Genomic DNA, 19,724 nt, shown 5'->3' with positions numbered 1-19,724 from the left:
CAACTCAGCCAGACCCTCAGGCCCAACCTCGCTTGGGGCAACTTCTCAACCCTACCAGGTCCTTCTCGGCTTCTCAACCCGGGCTCGTCGCCCCGGTCACGCAGAGTGGTCGCCGACGCACGTCTGTCGACGGAACGTCCTGCGAAGGAAGGATTCTGGCCCCGGGACCAGCCACCGTCGCGGTGTCTGTTCCTCCCTGTCGGGCCGACATCCAGAACATTACGCGGCTCTGCGCGGCGTGGTCAAGCCGCGCTCCGGTGACCCGGCGCACATCGTGCGGACCTGCCCGGGAGCGGTGCCCCGACCCCGCCCGCGCACCCGTCGGCCGTCCTGGTCAGGATCCCGGGCGCACCCCTCGCAGGCGGACCGCCTCCCCCGGACGCAGCTGTCCGGCACGATCCGCGGCCTCCTCCGTGAGGACCCCGATCACCGGATACCCACCGGTCACGGGATGGTCGGCGAGGAAGACGACGGGTCGTCCGTCCGGCGGAATCTGGACCGCTCCTCGCACGACACCCTCCGACGGCAGCTCCCCACCACGGCGCGGGACCGCCTGGCCGTCGAGGCGCAGGGCTACGCGGTTGCTGTCCGCGGTGACCGTGCGCAGCGCGCCGAGCGCCCGCCACGCGCCGGGCAGGAACCAGTCAGGCCGAGGCCCGGCGAGGACGGGAAGCACCACGTGGCGCTCGCCCGGCCGCAGCACGCCGGCCTCGTGACGGACCGGAGCGGTCTCGACCGGGGCAGGGACGCCGCCGGCCACGCCGACCCGGAGCACGTCGCCTGCGGCGAGCGGCTGCGGCCCCAGTCCGGAGAGGACGTCGCGCGAGCGCGACCCGAGCACGGGGTCGACGTCCACACCTCCCCGCACGGCGACGTAGGTACGCACCCCGTGCGACGGCGTCGCGAGGCTCAGGACGGCGCCCGCCCGTACCCGCAGCGCGGCATGCCGGCCGACGGGCGTCCCGTCGACCGTCGCGGGTGAGTCGGCACCGGTCAGCGCCACGACGGCGGGTGCGTCGAACCGCAGCGTCAGACCCCCGAGCGTCACCTCGAGGAGCGCTGCGGTCCGGTCGTTCCCGACGAGCCGGTTGGCGAGGGCCGCCGCCCCGCGGTCGGCGGCGCCGGAGGGCCCGACCCCGATCGCTCCGAGCCCGGGACGACCCGCGTCCTCGACGAGGGCCAGCGGTCCGGCCGAGACCACGGTCAGCGCAGGCCGTCGTCCACGGGCGCGGGCAGAAGGGCCTCCGGGGGCACCGGCCGTGCCGCCTTCGGAAGGGCGGTCGGCGGGGGCGTCGCCCCGACCGTCGGCCGCTGAGCGGGCCGCGTCCCCGGCAGCCGTGCCGACTGCCGTCCCGGCGACGGTTGCCTCCGGGTCCGTTCCGCGTGCGCCGGGACCGCTCCCGGCGACCACGGCTCTCGTGGGCAGGAACCGGACCCTCGCACCCGGCGCCACGAGCGCGGGCGGGACCCGGTCGACGTCGAACATGCGCTCGCCGGTCGTGCCCAGCAGCCGCCAGCCTCCGGGCGACGACGTCGGGTAGACGGCGGTGAGCTCCCCCGCGAGTGCCACGGCGCCCGCGGGCACCCGCGGGCGCGGGGTGACGAGCCGCGGCGCCGCGATCACGGGGTCGACACCGACGAGGTAGACGAAACCGGGCGCGAAGCCGCCGAATGCGGCCTCGTACTCCCGGTCGGCGTGCCGTGCGACGACCTCTGCCTCGCTGACGCCGGCCCATGCCGCGACGTCCGCCAGGTCGGCGCCGTCGTAGACCACGGGGAGCTCGACCACCGCGGCCCCGGCCACCGGCGTCTCGCCGGGGCTGCCGGCCACCGTAGCGGCGTCGTCCGTGCCGGCGGCACCGGCCCTCGGTGCGGCGTGCCGGTCGGCGGTGCGCCCCAGCGCCTCGCGGACCCAGCGCTCGACCGTCGGCGAGCCGGCCGGGTCCCGGAAGGTGACGAGGACGGTCCGCGCGGCGGGGACGACGTCGAGCACCTCGCCCGGGCGGTCGGACGTCAGGCAGCGGTCGAGCGCGCGCACCGCGGCAAGGTCGGGGAGGTCGACGAGGAACGCCGTCTCGCCGTAGCGGCGCACGTCCCCGCCTCGTGTCACGGCGCCTCCCTCTCGTCCCCGCCGGCGAACGCCCGCACGACGACACCCGCCTCCTCGAGCGCGCGCCGCACCGCACGGAGGAGGTCGACAGCACCCGGGGTGTCGGAGTGCAGGCAGACGGAGTCGGCGACGACGCGGACCGGCGTCCCGTCGACGGCGCGCACCGTGCCGCCCGTCACGAGGCCGACGACGCGCGCGGCGACCTCGGTGGCGTCGTGCAGGACAGCGCCGTCGCGCCCGCGGGGCACGAGCTCGCCCGTCGGGAGGTAGCCACGGTCGGCGAAGGCCTCGCGCACGGTGGGGAGCCCCGCCTCCTCGGCGAGGCGCAGGACGGCCGAACCCGGGAGGCCGACGACGGGCAGCGTCGGGTCGTACTCGCGCACCGCGTCGACGACGGCACCCGCCTGCCCCTCGTGGCGCACGATCGCGTTGTAGAGGGCGCCGTGCGGCTTGACGTACCGGACCCGGTCACCGGCGACGCGCGCGAACCCGTCGAGCGCCGCCAGCTGGTAGAGCACGTCGTCGGTGAGCTCGGCCGGGGCGACGTCCAGGAAGCGGCGGCCGAACCCGGCGAGGTCGCGGTAGCCGACGTGCGCCCCGACGCTCACGCCGGCGGCCACCGCGTCGCGCGTGACCGCGCGCATGGTCCCCGGGTCCCCGGCGTGGAAGCCGCACGCGACGTTCGCGCTGGTCACCAGGCCGAGGAGGGCGGCGTCGTCGGTGAACGCCCAGGGGCCGAAGCCCTCGCCGAGGTCCGCGTTGAGATCGATGCGCGTCACTCTCCCATCATGCCGTCGCCACCGGCGTCAGGGCGCACCGCGCAGCACCGCCAGGACGTGGCGCGCACGGTACGCGGCGGAGAGTGCCGGTCGTGCCGGGCGTCCCGGCCGCCGGGTACATTCGCCGTCGTGACCGATCCCGACCTCGCGGCACCGCGCGTGCGGACCGCGACGCCCGACGACGCGCCGTCCCTCGCCCGGCTCGCCGCGCTGACGTTCCCGCTCGCGTGCCCGCCCGGTACGTCACCGCAGGCGATCGCCGAGCACGTCGCGGTACAGCTCTCGCCCGACCGCTTCCGGGCGTGGGCCGCGAGCGCCGACCACGTGCTGCTCGTCGCGGACTCCCGCGGGAGCGGTCGCGACAGCCACCTCGTCGGGTACGCGCTGCTCGTCCGCGCGGTGCCCGACGACGCCGACGTCGCCCGGGCCGTCGGACCCGGCGAGGCGGTGGAGCTCTCGAAGATCTACGTGCACCCCGAGGCGCAGGGGACGGGCGTCGCGGCCGCGCTGATGGCGGCCGCGCGCGACGCCGCCGCCGCGCTCGCCCCCGGCCGGAGGGTGTGGCTCGGCACCAACGTGCTCAACGCCCGCGCGCAGGCCTTCTACCGCAAGAGCGGCTTCGCCCTCGTCGGGGAGCGGACGTACGTCGTGGGCGGCGAGGAGCACTCCGACGTCGTCATGGTGCACGGCGCCTGACCGGTCGCGTCCTGCCGGCACCCGGCCGGGCGGTCGCGGTGCCGCTCAGTGGTCGTGGCCGTCGTCCTGGGGCTCCCCACCGTGCATGTCGAGGCCGCCGTCGAGCGAGTCGCCCGGTCGCACGGGCAGGAAGACGTGCACGTGGCCCTGGTCGGCCGCGACGGCGCGCAGATCCAGCTGGATCGCCGCGAGGCCCCAGGTCTCGACCGCGCGCGAGCGCAGCTCGCCGGCGAGGGCGTAGAGGTCCGGCGCGGCGCTCGCGTCCGCCGAGCGCGCGAGGTCGACGGCGTCGACCGTGTCGCCGATCAGCTCGAGCGAGGTGAGCATCCCGTTCCGCACGATGTTGTGCTCGGAGGTCCCGCTCGCGAGGTTCTCGGTCTCGCCCGTCAGCGCGTCGAGCTCCGCGCGCCACGACGCCACGTCCTCGGCGGTGGGCGGCGTCGCGGTCGTGCCGTCCACCGGAAGCACCGCGTGGAGGTCGTGCAGCACCGGCACGAGCTCGGCCTGGACGTGGCGTGCGTGCTCGATCGAGGCCGTGAGGTTCTCGGCGTCGCGCTCGACCTCGGCGGCCTCGAGCTCGGCGACGCGTGCCGGGTCGACGGCGAACGCGCCGTCGGCGGGCTCGTCGCCGTCGCCGCGCGTCAGCGCGACGACGAGGACGACGACCACCACGGCGACCGCGAACACCCCGGCGGCGACCAGGACCCAGCCGCGTGGTCCGGCGCCCTGCAGCCACCGGCGCACGCGGACGTGCGCCGGTGGCCGAGGCTCGGGGCGGCCGGCACCGCCCCGGTCGGCAGGACGGGAACGGGCCGCGGACGGCGTCGCGCGCTCGGTCGGGCGCCTCGGCGCCGGACGTGCTCCGGTGCGCGGTGCCCGCGTGGTGGAGGGCCGGCCCCCGGTCCGCTGTGCCATGTCGTCGTCCCGTCCTGTGGTCGTGGTCGTCCCGCGCGGTCCGTCCGCGCGGGCGAGGGGTGCCGGTGGCGGGCCTGCAGGCCCGCCACCGGCGGTCGTCACCCGCAGGTGTGGGCGTCGAACGGCACCTCGAGGGTGGCCGTCCTGTCCCCGATCGTCGCCGTGACGGTCGCAGCGCCCGCCTCGACGTCCGCGGCACGGACGGCGAACGACTGGTACGCGCTCGTGCCGACCGCGACCTCGCCGAACTCCTTCGTGCCGTACGGCGTGGCGAGGGTGATCGCCGCGGCCGCCTCGTCGGCGTTCGTCGCGCGGACCGCGACGTACGCCTTGCCGGCGAGACAGCGGACCGAGGCCTCGGCCTCGACCGCCACCGCGGGCTCCTCGTCACCGGCCGTGAGCCGGAACCAGTCGAACGCCACGGTGACGGGCGTCTCCTGCTCCGGGCCGATCGCCATGACGCCGATCGAGGTGAGCGGCACGTCGTTCGTCACCGGCTCCCCGAGGGGCTCCCAGCTCACGCCGCCGTCGCTCACCCAGCCCTGGTACGTCGTGCCGGTCTTCTCCAGCCGCAGGTACCAGTACCCGGACTCCGTGGAGTCCGCGATCTCCAGCGCACGGTTGCCGCCGTTGCCGAACTGGGCGCCCTTCTCCGAGACGAGCTCGGCACCCAGGTTCAGCGCGGCACCCGGCGCGTTCTTGGCGACCACGTCGAGCTTGACGTAGTTGTCGTCGTCCGCGTACGCGAGCAGCCCGGCGAGCTGCCAGCGGTGCGCGAGCGGCGCCTCGAACCGCGTCTCGGCGACCCAGTCGCCCTCCGGTGCCGTCTGGAGGACGAAGTTGCGCGGGTCGCCGTTGGCGGCGGCGTTGATGTCGCCCGGCTGGGTGGTGATGCGCAGCTCGCCGTCGGCGACCGCGGCCTTCGTGCCGTCGTACCGCACGACCGCGTCCCAGCGGCAGCCGTCGAGGGCGTCGCCCTCGAACTCGTCGCTCGGCTCGCGCACGCCGTCGTCCGGCTCCGCACCGCTGACGCGGACGTAGTCGACCCGTGCGACGGTGTCCGCCGTGGCGGTGTCACCGCCCGCCATGACGCCGAACGTCGCGCCGTCCTTCACCGGGGCGGCCCCGTCGAGGTCGGACCACGTCTCGCCGTCGGCGGAGTACGCCGCCGTGATCTGCTCCCCGTCGGACACGAGGCGCAGGTGGATGGCCGAGGGGAAGTCCGCGGCGACGTTCTCCTGGCCGTGCCAGGTCCGCGTACCGCCCGTCTCGGTCTGGAACTCGAGGAAGCGGTTGCCGTTCTGGTTCTTCGTGAACGCGAGCTTGGTGTACTCGTCGTCGTCCACGTGCACCAGGAGGCCTGCGTGCTGCCAGTGCCGCGCGAGCGGCACGTCGAGCTTCGTCTCCAGCGTCCAGGCACCGGCGGGCGCGGGCTGACCGAGGTAGCTGATCGGACCGGTCACCGCCTCGTTGATGTCGCCCTGGACGACCGGCAGGACCGCGTGGCCGTCGGCGACGCCGATCGCGCTGCCCTCGGCCTGGCGCACGACGGTCCACCGACCGTCGAGCTCGTCGCCGTCGAACTCGTCCGACGCGTGCGCGAGGCACTGCGGCGGTGTCTGCTCGCCCGGCTCCTCCGGCGTGGTCGGGTCGTCGTCGAAGACGAAGCCCTGGAACTCGACCGCGCTGGTCGTGGTCGTGCTGTGGGCGGTGACGAACATGCCCACGTCCTGGACGGCCGCGGCGCCCGGGAGCGTCTGCGGCTCGCCGATCTGGGTGAACGTCTCCCCGTCCTTGCTCCAGGAGGCCGTGTACAGGTCGCCGTCACGGACGATGCGCACCCACGCGGGGTAGCTCGTCGTGCTGGCGCTGGTCGACGTCGCGAGCTGGCCGCTCGCGTTGCCGCGCAACCACTCGAACCCGCCGCTGGGGCGGATGCCGAGCGCCGCGTAACCCTGCGAGCTGCCCGCCTGGGTGACGTCGTTGCGGACGATGATCCCCGCCTTGGCGGACCCGTTCGAGTTGCCCTGGCTGTTGATCCGCACCGTCGCCGACCAGTTCTCGTCGGCGGCCTGCTCCCGGTAGATGGAGGAGTACTCGTTCGTCCCCTGCCACATGTTCGCGCCGCCCGACGTGACGAGGTACCTGCCCTCGGCGAGCTGCTCGAACGTCCCGTTCGCGTTGGTGAAGGTCTTCATGCCGGCGAAGAGGTCGCCGACCTGGGCGACCACGATGCGGGAGCGGGTGTACAGGCCCTTGTCGTTGGTGGCGACCGCGGTCAGCTCGTAGTTGTCGTCCTCGGTCACCTCCCACGTCGCCTCGTACGGTGCCTCGGTGTCCGTCCCGATCGACTCGCCGTCGACGAAGAACTCGACCTCGGTGACCGTGTTCTCGGTGTCGTCGGCCTCCGCCGTCACCGTGATCTCGCCCTGCTCGAGCCGGACTCCCGCCTCGGGCGCGGTGATGCTGACCTTCGGGCGCGTCGTGTCCGACACGGCCTTGCCGTCCGCCTCGATGAAGTTGAGGCGGCGCTCGCCCGCACCGGGGAAGACGACGTAGAGCGTGAACGGCTCCATGGGGTCCGTCGCCTCGACGCGCACGTCGGTGAACGTGCCGAGCCCGGTCTGCGGGATCTCGGCCGTGCCGAGCAGCTCCCCGTCCGGGGCGTCGCGACGCAGCTCGACCGTGCCCTCGGCCGCCGAGGCGACCCGCAGGTTGAGCGCCTCGACGCCGTACAGGCTCACGGGGTCGTACGACGCCCACGCGCCGTCGGCGCCGGTGATGACGGACCCGCCGCCCTCGACGTCACGGCTCGGGATCGTCGTCGTGCCCTCGCTCGCCGCGGTGAACTCGGCCTCGCGCTTCTTCGGGAAGATGAGCGTCGTGTCCGAGCCCGTGAGCGCGGGCACGTCACCCTCGCCCCCGTTGTCCGTGTACCGGGCGTCGATCACGTAGAAGACGTTCATGTCCTCGCTGTGGCCGCCGCCCAGGCTCGTCTGCACCGTGCCCGTGCGGCCGTGGAGCGGCTCGGCCGGGTGCGCGTGCGCGTCGTGCCCGAGCGCCGGCTGGATGACGACCTGCTCGTCGTCGATCGCGTCGCCGTCCGGCGAGTCCTCCGCGTCCGTCACCGCGACGTCCCACGTGATCGCGTCGCCGAAGTTGAAGAACGCCCCTGTCGGCGGCAGGCCGAAGTCGACCTCGGGCCGCGTGTTGCCCACCGTGATCGGCACGGTGGCCGTGCCGGTCTTGCCCGCGGTGTCGGTCACCGTGAGGCGGGCGTCGTAGACGCCGTTCGCGGTGTAGGTGTGGCTCGGTGCGACCTCGGTCGAGTCGGTCTGGCCGTCACCGTCGAAGTCCCACGCGTAGGTGAGGTCCTCGTTCTCCGGGTCGGAGCTCTCCGAGCCGTCGAAGGAGACGACGAGCGGCGCGATGCCGGAGTCGGGCGTCGCCGTCGGCGACGCGACCGGCGAGCGCGAGCCCGACACGTAGTCGATCCGGTGCAGGCCCGAGCTGGGGTTGTCGCGACCGAAGCCGCCGCCCCAGTCGAGCACGTACATCGAGCCGTCCGGCCCGAACTTCGAGTCGATCGGCGCGAGGAACTCCTCGTCGGGGAGGAACGGGTTGACCTTCTCGACGTCGCTGGCGCCCGCAGCGGCCTCAGGGTCCTTGAGGTCGATCGAGTACATCGCGTTGCGCGCCCACTCGTAGAAGAAGGGCTTGCCGTCGTAGTACTCGGGGAACTTGGTGTCGGACTCCAGCTCGGGGTCGAACTGGTAGAACGGACCGCCCATGGGGGCGAGGCCGCCGCCCGCGTTGATGGCACCGGGCACCGAGGAGCGCTGGTACCCGTAGAAGAGGTCGGCCGGCTGCGCCGGGGGCAGCTCGGTCAGGCCCGTGTTGAGGACCGAGTCGTTGACCGGGGCGTCGCAGTCGAAGAAGTCACCGACGGTGACCGGGCTCGTCCGGTAGTCGACGTCGCGGAACGGCTCGTTGTTCCCCATGCACAGGGGCCACCCGAAGTTGCCGGCCTCCTTGACGAGGTTCCACTCCGCGATGCCCGCGGGACCGCGGTTGGCCAGGTTGTCCGACCCGTTGTCCGGCGAGTAGTCGGCGACGCCGAGGTTGCCGGTCTCCGGGTCGATCGTGAACCGGAACGGGTTGCGGAAGCCCATCGCGTAGATCTCGGGGAGCGTCTTGTCGTCCGCGTCGGCCGCCTCGTCGAAGAGGTTGCCCTCGGGGATCGAGTACGTGCCGTCGGCCTCGGGGTGGATGCGCAGGACCTTGCCGCGCAGGTCGTTCGTGTTCGCCGACGTCGCGCGCGCGTCGTGCAGGCGTCCGGGCCGCTCCGAGAGGGGCGCGTAGCCGCCCGACGGCTCGGAGTGCGGGTTCACGTCGTCGCCGACGCCGATGTACAGGTCACCGCTCGCCGGGTCGACGATGATCCCACCGCCGGTGTGGCCCGGCTCGTCGGGCAGACGCCCGGCGGGGATCTCGATGACCACGACCTCCGACGCCGGGTCGATGACGGTCGCACCCGGTCCGTCCGACGTCACCGTGAACCGCGAGACGCGGCTGACGAAGTTCGCGGGGTCCGAGTCGTCCTCGCTCGCCGGTGAGTAGTACTGGTAGAGGTACCCGTTGGTCGCGAAGTCCTTGTCGAGCGCGAGACCGAGGAGCCCGTCCTCGCCGCCCGAGTAGACCGGGATCGTGAGCGCCGTCGTCGTGTTCTGCGTCCGCGGGTCGTAGACGCGGATCTGCCCGCGCACCAGCTCGGTGTAGAACACGCGGCCGTCGGGCGCGATGTCGATGCCGAACGGGGCGCTCGTGTTCGTGTCGAGCGCGACCTTCTCGAACTGGCTCCAGTCCGTGCCGCCGCAGTCGCCCTCGACCAGGCCCGCGGCCCACTGCACGCCGCCGACGAGGTGCTGCACGAAGTCGGGCTCGTCCGTGTAGTGCGCACCGAAGTGGCCCATGCCGGTCATCCAGGCGCGGCCGCCGTCGTAGGGCTTGCACCACGAGATGGGGTGGTCGTAGCCCATGGCGTTGCCGCCCGGGGCGTAGGTCGACTCGTCCATCGTCGCGAGCACGTGCGCGTCGCCCCGCACGTTCGCGGAGAAGTTGTACCACTCATCGGCACGGTCCCAGCGCTGCGGGAGGTGCTCCGTGGACGGGTGCGTCCGGTCCTCGACGCGGACCGTGCCGGGCAGGCCGGGGCTCGTCCCGGTGGCGGCGTGACCGGGCATCAGCGCGCCGATCATGTCGTCCCACCACTGGTAGCTGCCGCGCATGTCAGTGGCGTTGTGGATGGCGACGATGCCGCCGCCCGCCTGCTGGTAGCGCTCCAGAGCGGCCTTCTGGTCCGCGTCCCACGGGTCGCCCGAGGTCTGGAACATGACGAGGGCGTCGTACTCGGCGAGTCCCTCGTCGGTGAAGACGCTCGAGTCCTCCGTGTGGTCGGACTCGATGCCCACCTCGGCGAACGCGGCCTCGAGCACCGGGGTGCCCTGCGTGATCGCCTCGGTGTGCCGGAACTGGGTCGTCTTGGTGAAGATGAGCACCTTGTGCTCGTCGTCGGGCTCGATCGGTACGACGTCGGCCGTGGCCATCGTGACGGGCGCGAGCGTGAACGCCAGCGCTCCGATGGTCAGGGCCGCGACGGACCTCCCCCTGCGGGGACGTCGTGCGGTCATCGTGGTGCCTCCAGGGGCATGACGTGCGGGACCGGGCGTCGTCGCCCGGTCAGGGTGGTCGTCATCCCGCGGCGTGCCGGCGCCGGCGGTCGTCCTACGACTGTCAGGGCTCCGGTACGGGCATCAGTCCCTTCAGGTGGGCCAGGCCATCGACGGCGATGGCGTCCTGGGTCGGGGCCAGCGGCCGCCAGATCGAGGCGGCGGTGGCGATCGTCGCGTTCTCGGCCGTGAAGGACTCGATCACGAGCGGGCCGTCGTAGCCCGTCTCGTCGAGCGCGGCAAGGAACGCGGGCCAGTCGAGGTGGTCGGCGCCGGGTGCACCGCGGTCGTTGCCGCAGACCTGGACGTGCGCGATGCGCTCGCCCGCGCGCCGCACGGCGGCGGGCAGGTCCGTCTCCTCGATGTTCATGTGGTAGATGTCGAGCATCAGGCCGATGCCCTCGGCGGGCAGTCGCCGCACGACCTCGAGGCCCTGGTCGACCGTGTTGACCAGGCTCGTCTCGTACCGGTTGAGCGGCTCGAGCCCGACGACCACGCCCGCCCCGACGGCGTGCTCGACCACGGGTCCGAGGTTCTCGGCGAGCTCGTCGTAGGCGGCCTCGCGCTCCGCGGGGCTCAGCCGCCACGTGCGGCCGACCGACGCGTACGCCGGTCCGCCGATCACGGGCGCCCCGACCGTGCGCGCGGCGTCGGCGACGCGGCGCAGGTAGTCCTGCGTGGACCGGACGGTCGCGGCGTCGGTCGCGACGAGCTCGCGCCCGTCGCCCATGACGAGCGACACGCTCGCCCCGAGACCGTGGTCGGCGAGGACGCGCGCCGCGAGCGACGGGTCCCAGTCGCCGAGGTTCTCGACGGGGAGCTCGAGCACGTCGAACCCCCAGCCGGCGACGCGCGGCGCGATCTCGCGCAGGGACGCGTCGGTGAGCGGGGAGGTCCACACCCAGGTGTTGACGCCGAGGCGGCGGGGGCGCAGGGCGGGTCGGTCCGGTAGAGCCACGTCGCTCTCTCTCGTCGGTGGTCCGTGCCCGGGTGCCCGACGACGGGCCGTCGCCTCCGCGGAGGAGGTGGCGGTCCGCCGTCGGGCACCGGGCGGCGGGCGGTCCGTCCAGGACCGCCCGCGGTCGGTCAGCGGGTCGGTCAGCGGTCCGTCCAGGCCTCGGGGTATCCCGGCAGGTCCTCGCCGCCGAACTTCGCGTAGTGCAGCGACGGCATCTCGGAGTTCGCCTCGAGGTACGCGTCGAGCTCGTCGGCCTCGATCGGGACCTGCGGGAGGACCCACTCGGAGGGGACCTCCTCGCCGGCCCAGATCATCTGCGCGGCGAGGATCGGGGTGCGCCACTGGAAGTTGGAGTACACCGCCCCGATCGCGTTCATGTCGGTCTCCTGCCACTTGCGCAGGAAGCTCATCTCGTCCTCGCCCATGAACACCGGGTACGGCTTGCCGGCGTCCTCGAACGCCTCGACCGCGGCGACGGCGCCGTCGCCCGCGTCCATCCAGATGCCGTCCACGTCACCACGCTGCAGGTACTGCGTGACGATGTCCTTGATCTGCGCGGCGTCGCCGCCGGTGAACTCCTGCCCGACGACCTCGAGGCCCGACTCGGAGAAGATCTTGTCGGCCGCGGCCCAGCGGTTCTCCAGGACGTCGACGCCCGGGAGGATGCGCAGGGCGAGGACCGTCGAGCCCTCGTCGAGGTTGTCGACGAGGTACTCGGCGCCGTCGGCACCGTACGCGTAGCCGCCGATCGGGTGGATGAAGGTCACCATGCAGTCGGTGTTGACGCCACGGTCGAACACGATGACGGGCTTGCCGGACTCGCAGGCGGCCTCGACCGCCGGCGTGAGCGTCGCGGTGGTCGACGGGGACACGATGATCGCGTCGCAGTCGCCGGCCGCGACGAACGCCTGGATGTCGGAGATCTGCTTGTTGTCGTCGTCGGCCGCGTCGGACACGCGGAACTCGCCGATGACGCCCTCCTCCGTGAGGACGTCGACCTGCTGCTGCATCGTGATGAAGCCGGTCACGCGCCACGGGTTCGAGACCGACGCGTTGGAGAAGCACAGCGTCTTGCCGCCGCCCTCGCTCGCGAACTCGGCGGTGTCCACGTACTCGGGCTCGATCGCCTGGAGCCACGGCTGGTCGGCCGGCCCCTCGGGCTCGATGTCGCGCTGCGCGAGCTGACGGTCGTAGTCGGCCTGGACGAACCACTCGGAGTCGGCGCCGCCGGTCTCCTCGCCGCCCTCGGTCTCCTCGGCCGAGGTCTCGCCGCCGCCCTCCGGCGCGTCCGTCGGGGTGTCGGTGGTGCAGGCGGCGGTGAGGAACAGTGTCGCCACTGCCGCGCCGGCCAGGAGTGCTCGTGTACGTCGCATGTCCTTCTCTCTCCTTGGTGAGACGTCGTCGTCCCGCGGGGTGCGGGGGAAGGGGTGGTGCTGGGTGACGTGGTGGTGCGGGACTGCCGCCGCGTCGGCGGAACGGGTGCGTCAGGCGTGGGCGGGGGCTGGCTCCTTCGGCTCGGCGGACGGCCCGGCGGCGGTCGGGGTGTCGCCCGAGGTTGCGCGGCGCCGGCCCCGGCGGGGCATCGCCGCGTACGCGACGGCGGCGATGATGATGACGCCCTGGACGGCGGGCCGGATCGTGGACGGCAGGCTCAGCTGGTTGAACAGCGTGAACAGCGCCTCGAGCGTGAGCGCCCCAGCCATGGCGGCGACGACGGTCCCCCGGCCCCCGCCGAGGACGACGCCGCCGAGGACGACGGCTGTGATGGCCATGAACTCCAGGCCCTCCCCCACCTGCGCGGTGACACCCGCGTACCCGCCGATGAGGACGGCCGCGACGGTCGCCATGAAGCCCGAGAGCAGGAAGGCCCGCGTGCGCACCCACCACACCGACGAGCCGGCGTACCCGGCGGCCACGTCGTTGTCGCCCGTGGCGACGAGCGTGCGGCCGAACGGGCGGCGCATGAGCAGCGCGGCGAGCACGCCCAGCACGACGACGACCATCAGTGCCCACGGGACCTGGAACTGCCCCGGGTTGTCGGGGACGCCCCCGCGACCCCACTGCCGGAAGCCCTCGGTGAGGGCACCCGTCGGCGCGCCGCCGGTCCAGAGCCGGATCGCCCCGTACAGGACGAGCATCATGCCGAGCGTCGTGATGAACGACGGCACCTTGAGCAGCGTCGTCACGAGGCCGTTGACGAGTCCGACCGCGAGGCCGAAGAGGAGCATGAGCCCCATGACGGGCCACGTCATGGAGTCCTCGCCGTCCATGAGCTTGGCCGCGATGACGACCTGCGCACCCACGAGGGAGCCGACCGAGAGGTCGAACTCGCCCGACACGATGACGAAGTACTGGCCGATCGCGAGGATCACGAGCGGCGCGGCCTTCTTGACGAACGCCATGAGCGACGTCGGCTCGCCGAAGGACGGGTTGATCACGAGGATCGCGACGAACACCAGGACGAGCAGGGCGAAGACCGTCCAGCTCCCGCCCGCGGTGAGCCGCTCGACGAGGCCGGCGCGAGGTGCGCGCGCGGGGATGGTGCGACGCGGGTCGACGGTGGTCATGCGGACGCACCTCCTGCGGTGGTCGTCGGGGTGGCGGGTCGGGACGGCTCGGCGCCCGGTGGCGCCCCGCGGCCGCCCGACCGGAACCGGGCGCGGCTGCTCGCCGGGTCGATCTGGCGGCGGGCGTAGAGGGCCACGGCGGCGATGATCACGACGCCACGCAGGACGTCCTTGAAGAACGGGTCGACGTCGAGCACGTTGAACACCGTGTCGAGCACGGCGAGGATCAGCACGCCCCCGACGGTGCCGACGACCGATCCACGACCGCCCAGCAGCAGGGTGCCCCCGAGGACGACGGCGGCGATCGAGTCGAGGTCGAGGCCGTAGGAGTACACGAGCGCGTTGCCCGTGCCGAAGCGCGCGGCGATGAGCAGCCCCGCGACCCCCGCGCACACCGAGCAGAGCACGTGCGCGAGGATCAGCGTCCGGTCGGTCCGGATGCCCGAGAGCCGCGCCACGTCGGCGTTCCCGCCGACGGCGAACATGTGGTAGCCGGGCCTGGTGCGCGTGAGCAGGACCACGCCGACCGCGGCGACGACGAGCATGACGATCGTCGAGACCGGGACCGGACCGACGCGCGTGTAGCCGAACATCTGGAACGACGCCGGGACCTCCCCCGCCGGACCCTTGAACTGGGTGTCGAGGTAGCCCTTGACGATCAGCCCGACGCCGAGCGTGGCGATGAACGGGTTGACGCGCAGCTTCGTGATCACGAGCCCGTTGACCAGCCCGACGAGGGCCGCGACCCCGAGAGCCGCCAGCACCCCGAGCCACACGCGGGACGGGTCGCCGGCCATCGTCGTGGCGCCGACGATCGAGCACAGCGCGACGACGTAGCCGACGGACAGGTCGAGGGAGCGGCACAGGATGACGAAGGTCTGCCCGATCGCGACGAACCCGAGCAGGCTCGTCTGCGTGAGCATGTAGGCCGTGTTGGCCGTGCTGAACAGGTTGCCGCCGCCCGCTGCCACGAGCACGCCGGCGATCACGAGGATGCCCACGAGGGCGAGGTAGACGATCTCCGTCGACCCGATCCGCCGCCGGCGTCGTGCGGCGGGGCGGGTGGTGGGGGCGGCGGTCGCGACCGCGGTGCTCATCGGTCCTCCTTCGGGCCGTCGGAGCCGGTCCTGGTGCCGGTCGGTGCGCCGTCCCGGGTGCTCGCTCCCGCTGCGGGCTCGTCGTGCCCGGGCAGGTCGTCGGTGTGCACGACGGCGTCGAGGTCGACCGCGACGTGCTCCGCCGACTCCTCGCCCGCTCCGGTCGCGAGCGCCATGACGGTCTCCTCGTCGCTGCCCGCGGGAAGCTCGCCGGCGAGCCGCCCGTCGCGCATCACGAGGATGCGGTCGGCCATGGCGACGACCTCGGGCAGCTCCGAGGAGATGACGAGGACGGCCACGCCCTGCGCGGTGAGCTCGCGCATGAGGTCGTACACCGCGCGCTTCGCGCCCACGTCGATGCCCCGCGTCGGCTCGTCGAGGACGATGACCTGCGGGTCCGTCACGAGCCACTTGGCCAGGACGACCTTCTGCTGGTTGCCGCCCGACAGGTACTGGACCTCCGCCTCCTGCGAGCTCGCGACGAGCTCGAGCGAGGTGAGGATGCCGGGGATGCGGCGGGCGCGACGGTCCGCCGAACCCGGCACCACCGCGTCCAGCACGAGGCGCGCGTTGGCGACGATGGACTGACCGAGCGCGAGGCCCTCGGCCTTGCGGTCCTCGGTCACCAGGGCGAGCCCGGCCCGGACGGCCTGCCGTGGCGAGCGGACGTCGACCGGCTTCCCGCCGACGAGCACGCGGCCGCGCGTGAAACCCGCGATCCCGAAGATCCCGTGCGCGATCTCGGTGCGCCCGGAACCCTGGAGGCCCGCGAGCGCCACGATCTCGCCCGCGCGCACCTCGAGGGAGACGCCGTCGACCTGGGCGTTGCCCACGTCCTCCAGCGCGAGCCGCACCTCGCCCGGCACGGTCGCCGGGTCCTTGTCGGGGAAGTACCCGGCGAACTCGCGGCCCACCATGGTGCGCACGAGCCCGTCGGGGTCGATGTCCGCGGTGGGAGTCGTGAGGACGTGGTTCCCGTCCTTGAGCACGGTGATCGTGTCGCAGAGGTCGAAGATCTCCTTGAGCCGGTGCGACACGTAGAGGATCGCGACGCCGCGCTCCTTGAGCCGGTGGACGAGCTCGTAGAGCAGCTCGACCTCTTGGTCGGCGAGGGCCGCGGTCGGCTCGTCCATCGAGATGATCCGGGCGTCGTAGGACACCGCCTTGACGATCTCGACGACCTGCTGCTGCGCGACCGAGAGCGAGCCGACGCGCTGGTGAGCCGAGAGGCTCGACAGCCCGAGGTCGGCGAGGAGCCGGTCCGTGTCGTCGTGCATGCGGCGCCGGTCCACGAGCCCGGCGCGGCGCGGCTCGCGGCCGAGGTAGACGTTCTCTGCGACGGACCGCTCGGGCAGGAGGTTGAACTCCTGGAAGACGGTCGAGACGCCCGCGTGCTGGGCGGCGAGCGGCGACGCGAAGGTCGTGACCTGCCCGTCGAGCTCGAGCGTGCCGCCGTCGGGACGGTGGACGCCGGCGATGATCTTCATGAGCGTGGACTTGCCGGCGCCGTTCTCCCCGACGAGCGCGTGCACCTCTCCGGGACGCACGTCCAGGTCGATGCCGCGCAGCACGGAGTTGCCGAAGAACTCCTTGCCGACGCCACGCAGGCGCAGGAGCGGCTCCGGCCCGCCGTCCCCGGGGGCGGGACGCTGCGGCTCGTGCGTGGTCGTCGCGGTCATCGGGGCACCTCCACCCAGCCGCCGGACCGCACGGACTCGCCGACGGCCGCGGCGAGCCGTGCGGCGCGCAGCCCGTCGTCGAACGTGGGCAGCCCGTCGGGGACGGTCCCGCGGACCGCGGCGGCCGTGTCGGCGACGAGCGCGTCGAAGCAGTCCTGGTAGCCCTGGGCGTGGCCTGCGGGGAGCCGGGAGTACCGCGCGGCCGCCGGTGACAGCGTCTCCGGGTCGCGCACGAGCAGGCGGCTGCCGTCGCGGCGCCCCTCCCACAGGGTCTCGGGCTGCTCCTGGTCGAAGGAGAGTGTCGACTCGGTACCCGAGATCTCGAGGTGCAGGCGGTTCTTGCGGCCCGCCGACACCTGGGAGATCACGGCCGTCCCCAGCGCGCCGCGGTCCGTCTCGTACTGCAGCGTGACGAGGTCCTCGGTCGCGACGGGACGCGGGACCCCGTCAGCGCCGCGGCGGAGCGGGTTGACCGTCGCCGACCGGGCGACGAGGCGGGCGATCCGGTGGCCCGTGGTGAACTCGAGCAGGTCGCAGAAGTGCGAGCCGATGTCGCCGAACGCGCGGCTCTCGCCGCCGAGGGCGGGGTCGACGCGCCAGTTGTCGTCGGAGTCGCGCAGGAGCCAGTCCTGCAGGTAGGAGCCGTGCACGAGCGAGACGGCCCCGACCTGCCCGGTGCGCACGCGCTCGCGCGCCTCGCGGACCATCGGGTGGAACCGGTAGACGAACGGCACGACGGCGACCCGCCCGTCGGCAGCGCGGGCCTCGGCGGCGAGCGCGGCGAGCTCCTCCGCACCCGCCACGTCGACGGCGAGCGGCTTCTCGCACACGACGTGCTTGCCGGCCCGGAGGGCGGCCCGGGCGAGCTGGACGTGGAGGTGGTTGGGCGTGCACACGTGCACGACGTCCACCTCGGGCGACGTCACGAGCTCCTCCGCGGTCGCGACGGCCGCCTGGGCGCCGAGCGCCCCGGCCCCGTCACGGGCCGTCTCGAGGTCGGCGGCCGCGACGAGGGTGACGGAGCCCCCGCCGGTCCGCACGGCGCGGGCGTGGACGCCGCCCATGAACCCGGTCCCGAGGATGCCCGCGCGATACCCGGACGCGGGCAGGGCGGCGGGCACGGGCTCGGGGCGTGCGGCGGCGCGGGGGGACGCGGCGGTCGGTGCTCCGGTGGCAGTGGTCGTCGCTCCCGGGACCCGCGTCCCCGGCACCAGCGCCGGGTCGACCAGGTCCTGCGCGACGTCGTCGGCTCGCATGACTGACAACGTAGGGGCACTTCTGACGACCGTCAACCAAAAGCCGACCGATTGTGGTCTCGTTTAGGTGAAGTCACCCATAAAACAATCACGAACGAACACGCCACCGCCCCCGGCCGCGAAGCGGACGGAGGCGGTGGCGCATCGGACGTCGTGCCCCGGGCGCAGGACCCGGGAGCCGTGCGGCGGCAGGCGCTACTTCGTCGAGAACGCGGCGTCGAACGCGGCGTCGGGCGCGTCGAACGCGTACTTCTTGACGAACTCGAGGGCCTCGGGGGCGCCGATCAGGCGGTCCATGCCGGCGTCCTCCCACTCGACGGAGATCGGGCCGTCGTAGCCGATCGTGTTGAGCATGCGGAACGCGTCCTCCCAGGGCACGTCCCCGTGGCCGGTCGAGATGAAGTCCCAGCCGCGACGCGGGTCGGCCCAGGCGAGGTGCGAGCCCATCCGGCCGTTGCGGCCGTTGCCCATCCGCTTCTTCGTGTCCTTGCAGTCCACGTGGTAGATGCGGTCCTTGAAGTCCCACAGGAAGCTGACCGGGTCGAGGTCCTGCCACACCATGTGGCTCGGGTCCCAGTTGAGGCCGAAGGCCTCGCGGTGCCCGATCGCCTCGAGCGTGCGCACGGTCGTCCAGTAGTCGTACGCGATCTCGCTCGGGTGCACCTCGTGCGCGAACCGCACGCCGACCTCGTCGAACACGTCGAGGATCGGGTTCCAGCGGTCGGCGAAGTCCTGGTAGCCGGCGTCGATCGCCTCCTGGGAGACCGGCGGGAACATCGCGACGTACTTCCAGATCGCGGAGCCGGTGAACCCGACGACAGTCTTCACGCCGAGCTTCGCGGCGAGGCGCGCGGTGTGCTTCATCTCCTCCGCGGCACGCTGGCGCACGCCCTCGGGGTCGCCGTCGCCCCAGACGACGTCCGGCAGGATGTCGCGGTGGCGCTGGTCGATCGGGTCGTCGCACACGGCCTGTCCCTTGAGGTGGTTCGAGATGGCGTAGACCTTGAGGTCGTACTTCGCCAGCAGGTCGAGCTTGCCCTGGACGTACTCCTCGTCGTCCCAGCGCCACGGGTCGAGATGGTCGCCCCAGCAGGCGATCTCGAGCCCGTCGTAGCCCCACCCGGAGGCCAGGCGGGCCACCTCCTCGAACGGCAGGTCGGCCCACTGCCCCGTGAAGAGGGTGATCGGTCGTGCCATGGTCGTTCTCCTTCGTCGATCTCGGTTCGGCCCGGGGTCACCGGGTGGACGTGCTGGTCAAGGATCGGGCGCGTCGACGTGCCACGACGACGCCGAGCGCACCCACCGCGACGACGGCCGCGGCGAGCAGCACCCACAGGAGCGGCCCGGACCCGGAGGACGACGCCCCGTCGCCCTCGCCGGGGTCGGCGGCCGCGTCGGACCCGGCCGTCGACCCCTCGGTGGCGTCGCCGTCGGCCGCGTCCGCGGCGCTCCCGTCGCCCTCCGCGGGCGCCGGTGGCTCGGCCGGCGGGACCACGTCGACCTCGGCGCTCGCGGTCGCCTCGGACGGGTCCGTCATCGTCGCCGTGAGCACCCAGTGGCCCTCGGCGAGGACGCCGGGGTCGGACACGTACCAGCCGACCCCTTCGGAGGCGGAGCGCAGCGCGATCGGTCCGACCGTCTCCCCCGCGTCCGACTCGGCCGTGACGGAGACGTCGGCCGCCTCTTCGACCGGGTGCCCGTCGATCTTGTAGGTGAGGTTCGCCGAGACCCCGCCCGCGCCGTCGGTCCCGAGCGAGATGACGATGTCGCCGCCGTGCGCCGTCGCCGGCGCCGTCAGCCCCGCGAAGACGAGGACGGCACCGAGCGCAGCGGTCAGCAGCACGCGGACCGCGGTCACGGGCGCCGTCAGGGCCGTCGACCGCCGCGGGGCGGTCCGGGGGGAACGAGACATCGGGTGGTCTCCTCGTCGTGTCGGTC

The 19,724-nt window shown here is 73.2% G+C and carries 13 protein-coding genes; 1 reads left to right on the top strand and 12 read right to left on the bottom strand.

What is annotated here, in order from left to right; translation table 11 throughout:
* Positions 1-334: 334 nt before the first annotated feature.
* Positions 335-2,110, bottom strand: coding sequence for a 5-oxoprolinase subunit B/C family protein (locus tag ACZCLJ_RS20020; RefSeq protein WP_463105033.1), 1,776 nt, complete (start codon positions 2,108-2,110; stop codon positions 335-337).
* Positions 2,107-2,889: a LamB/YcsF family protein gene (locus ACZCLJ_RS20015; protein WP_463105032.1), complete on the bottom strand. Its 783-nt coding sequence runs from the start codon at positions 2,887-2,889 to the stop codon at positions 2,107-2,109. Before ACZCLJ_RS20015 ends, ACZCLJ_RS20020 begins: the two co-directional genes overlap by 4 nt.
* A 129-nt stretch (positions 2,890-3,018) precedes the next feature.
* Between ACZCLJ_RS20015 and ACZCLJ_RS20010 the strand changes: the two genes are divergently transcribed.
* Positions 3,019-3,585 carry an N-acetyltransferase family protein gene (locus ACZCLJ_RS20010; RefSeq protein WP_463105031.1) on the top strand — a complete coding sequence of 189 codons (567 nt, stop codon included), beginning with the start codon at positions 3,019-3,021 and terminating at the stop codon, positions 3,583-3,585.
* A 45-nt stretch (positions 3,586-3,630) separates the two neighbouring features.
* On the opposite strand, the gene ACZCLJ_RS20005 is transcribed toward ACZCLJ_RS20010, so the two are convergent.
* The 10 genes from ACZCLJ_RS20005 to ACZCLJ_RS19960 all read right to left on the bottom strand — a co-directional run bounded on the left by ACZCLJ_RS20005 (position 3,631) and on the right by ACZCLJ_RS19960 (position 19,698).
* Positions 3,631-4,329, bottom strand: coding sequence for a hypothetical protein (locus ACZCLJ_RS20005; protein WP_463105030.1), 699 nt, complete (start codon positions 4,327-4,329; stop codon positions 3,631-3,633).
* A gap of 269 nt (positions 4,330-4,598) precedes the next feature.
* Positions 4,599-10,190, bottom strand: a complete 5,592-nt coding sequence (locus tag ACZCLJ_RS20000; RefSeq protein WP_463105029.1) for a ThuA domain-containing protein — start codon at positions 10,188-10,190, stop codon at positions 4,599-4,601.
* 103 nt (positions 10,191-10,293) lie between these two features.
* On the bottom strand, positions 10,294-11,187 hold the full coding sequence (locus tag ACZCLJ_RS19995) for a sugar phosphate isomerase/epimerase family protein (protein WP_463105028.1): 894 nt from the start codon (positions 11,185-11,187) through the stop codon (positions 10,294-10,296).
* Between the two features lie 140 nt (positions 11,188-11,327).
* Positions 11,328-12,560 carry a substrate-binding domain-containing protein gene (locus ACZCLJ_RS19990; protein WP_251151820.1) on the bottom strand — a complete coding sequence of 411 codons (1,233 nt, stop codon included), beginning with the start codon at positions 12,558-12,560 and terminating at the stop codon, positions 11,328-11,330.
* 111 nt (positions 12,561-12,671) lie between these two features.
* Positions 12,672-13,754 (bottom strand): ABC transporter permease, encoded by a 1,083-nt coding sequence (locus tag ACZCLJ_RS19985; RefSeq protein ID WP_251151821.1) that lies wholly within the window; start codon positions 13,752-13,754, stop codon positions 12,672-12,674.
* Positions 13,751-14,851 carry an ABC transporter permease gene (locus tag ACZCLJ_RS19980; RefSeq protein WP_251151822.1) on the bottom strand — a complete coding sequence of 367 codons (1,101 nt, stop codon included), beginning with the start codon at positions 14,849-14,851 and terminating at the stop codon, positions 13,751-13,753. The genes ACZCLJ_RS19985 and ACZCLJ_RS19980 overlap by 4 nt, the downstream gene beginning before the upstream one ends.
* The gene (locus tag ACZCLJ_RS19975) at positions 14,848-16,530 is read right to left on the bottom strand and encodes a sugar ABC transporter ATP-binding protein (RefSeq protein ID WP_463105027.1); all 1,683 of its coding nucleotides are present in this window, start codon (positions 16,528-16,530) and stop codon (positions 14,848-14,850) included. The genes ACZCLJ_RS19980 and ACZCLJ_RS19975 overlap by 4 nt, the downstream gene beginning before the upstream one ends.
* Positions 16,527-17,786, bottom strand: a complete 1,260-nt coding sequence (locus ACZCLJ_RS19970; protein WP_463105026.1) for a Gfo/Idh/MocA family protein — start codon at positions 17,784-17,786, stop codon at positions 16,527-16,529. The genes ACZCLJ_RS19975 and ACZCLJ_RS19970 overlap by 4 nt, the downstream gene beginning before the upstream one ends.
* A 195-nt stretch (positions 17,787-17,981) precedes the next feature.
* A complete protein-coding gene (locus tag ACZCLJ_RS19965) occupies positions 17,982-18,983 on the bottom strand; it encodes a sugar phosphate isomerase/epimerase family protein (protein WP_251151825.1) in 1,002 nt (333 codons plus the stop codon).
* A gap of 37 nt (positions 18,984-19,020) precedes the next feature.
* A complete protein-coding gene (locus ACZCLJ_RS19960; protein ID WP_463105025.1) occupies positions 19,021-19,698 on the bottom strand; it encodes a hypothetical protein in 678 nt (225 codons plus the stop codon).
* Positions 19,699-19,724: the final 26 nt, after the last annotated feature.

The organism is Cellulosimicrobium sp. So1_17, from assembly GCF_055181235.1.
Note: the sequence above shows the minus strand (reverse complement) of the source record. Positions and strands in the feature narration are given on the sequence as shown.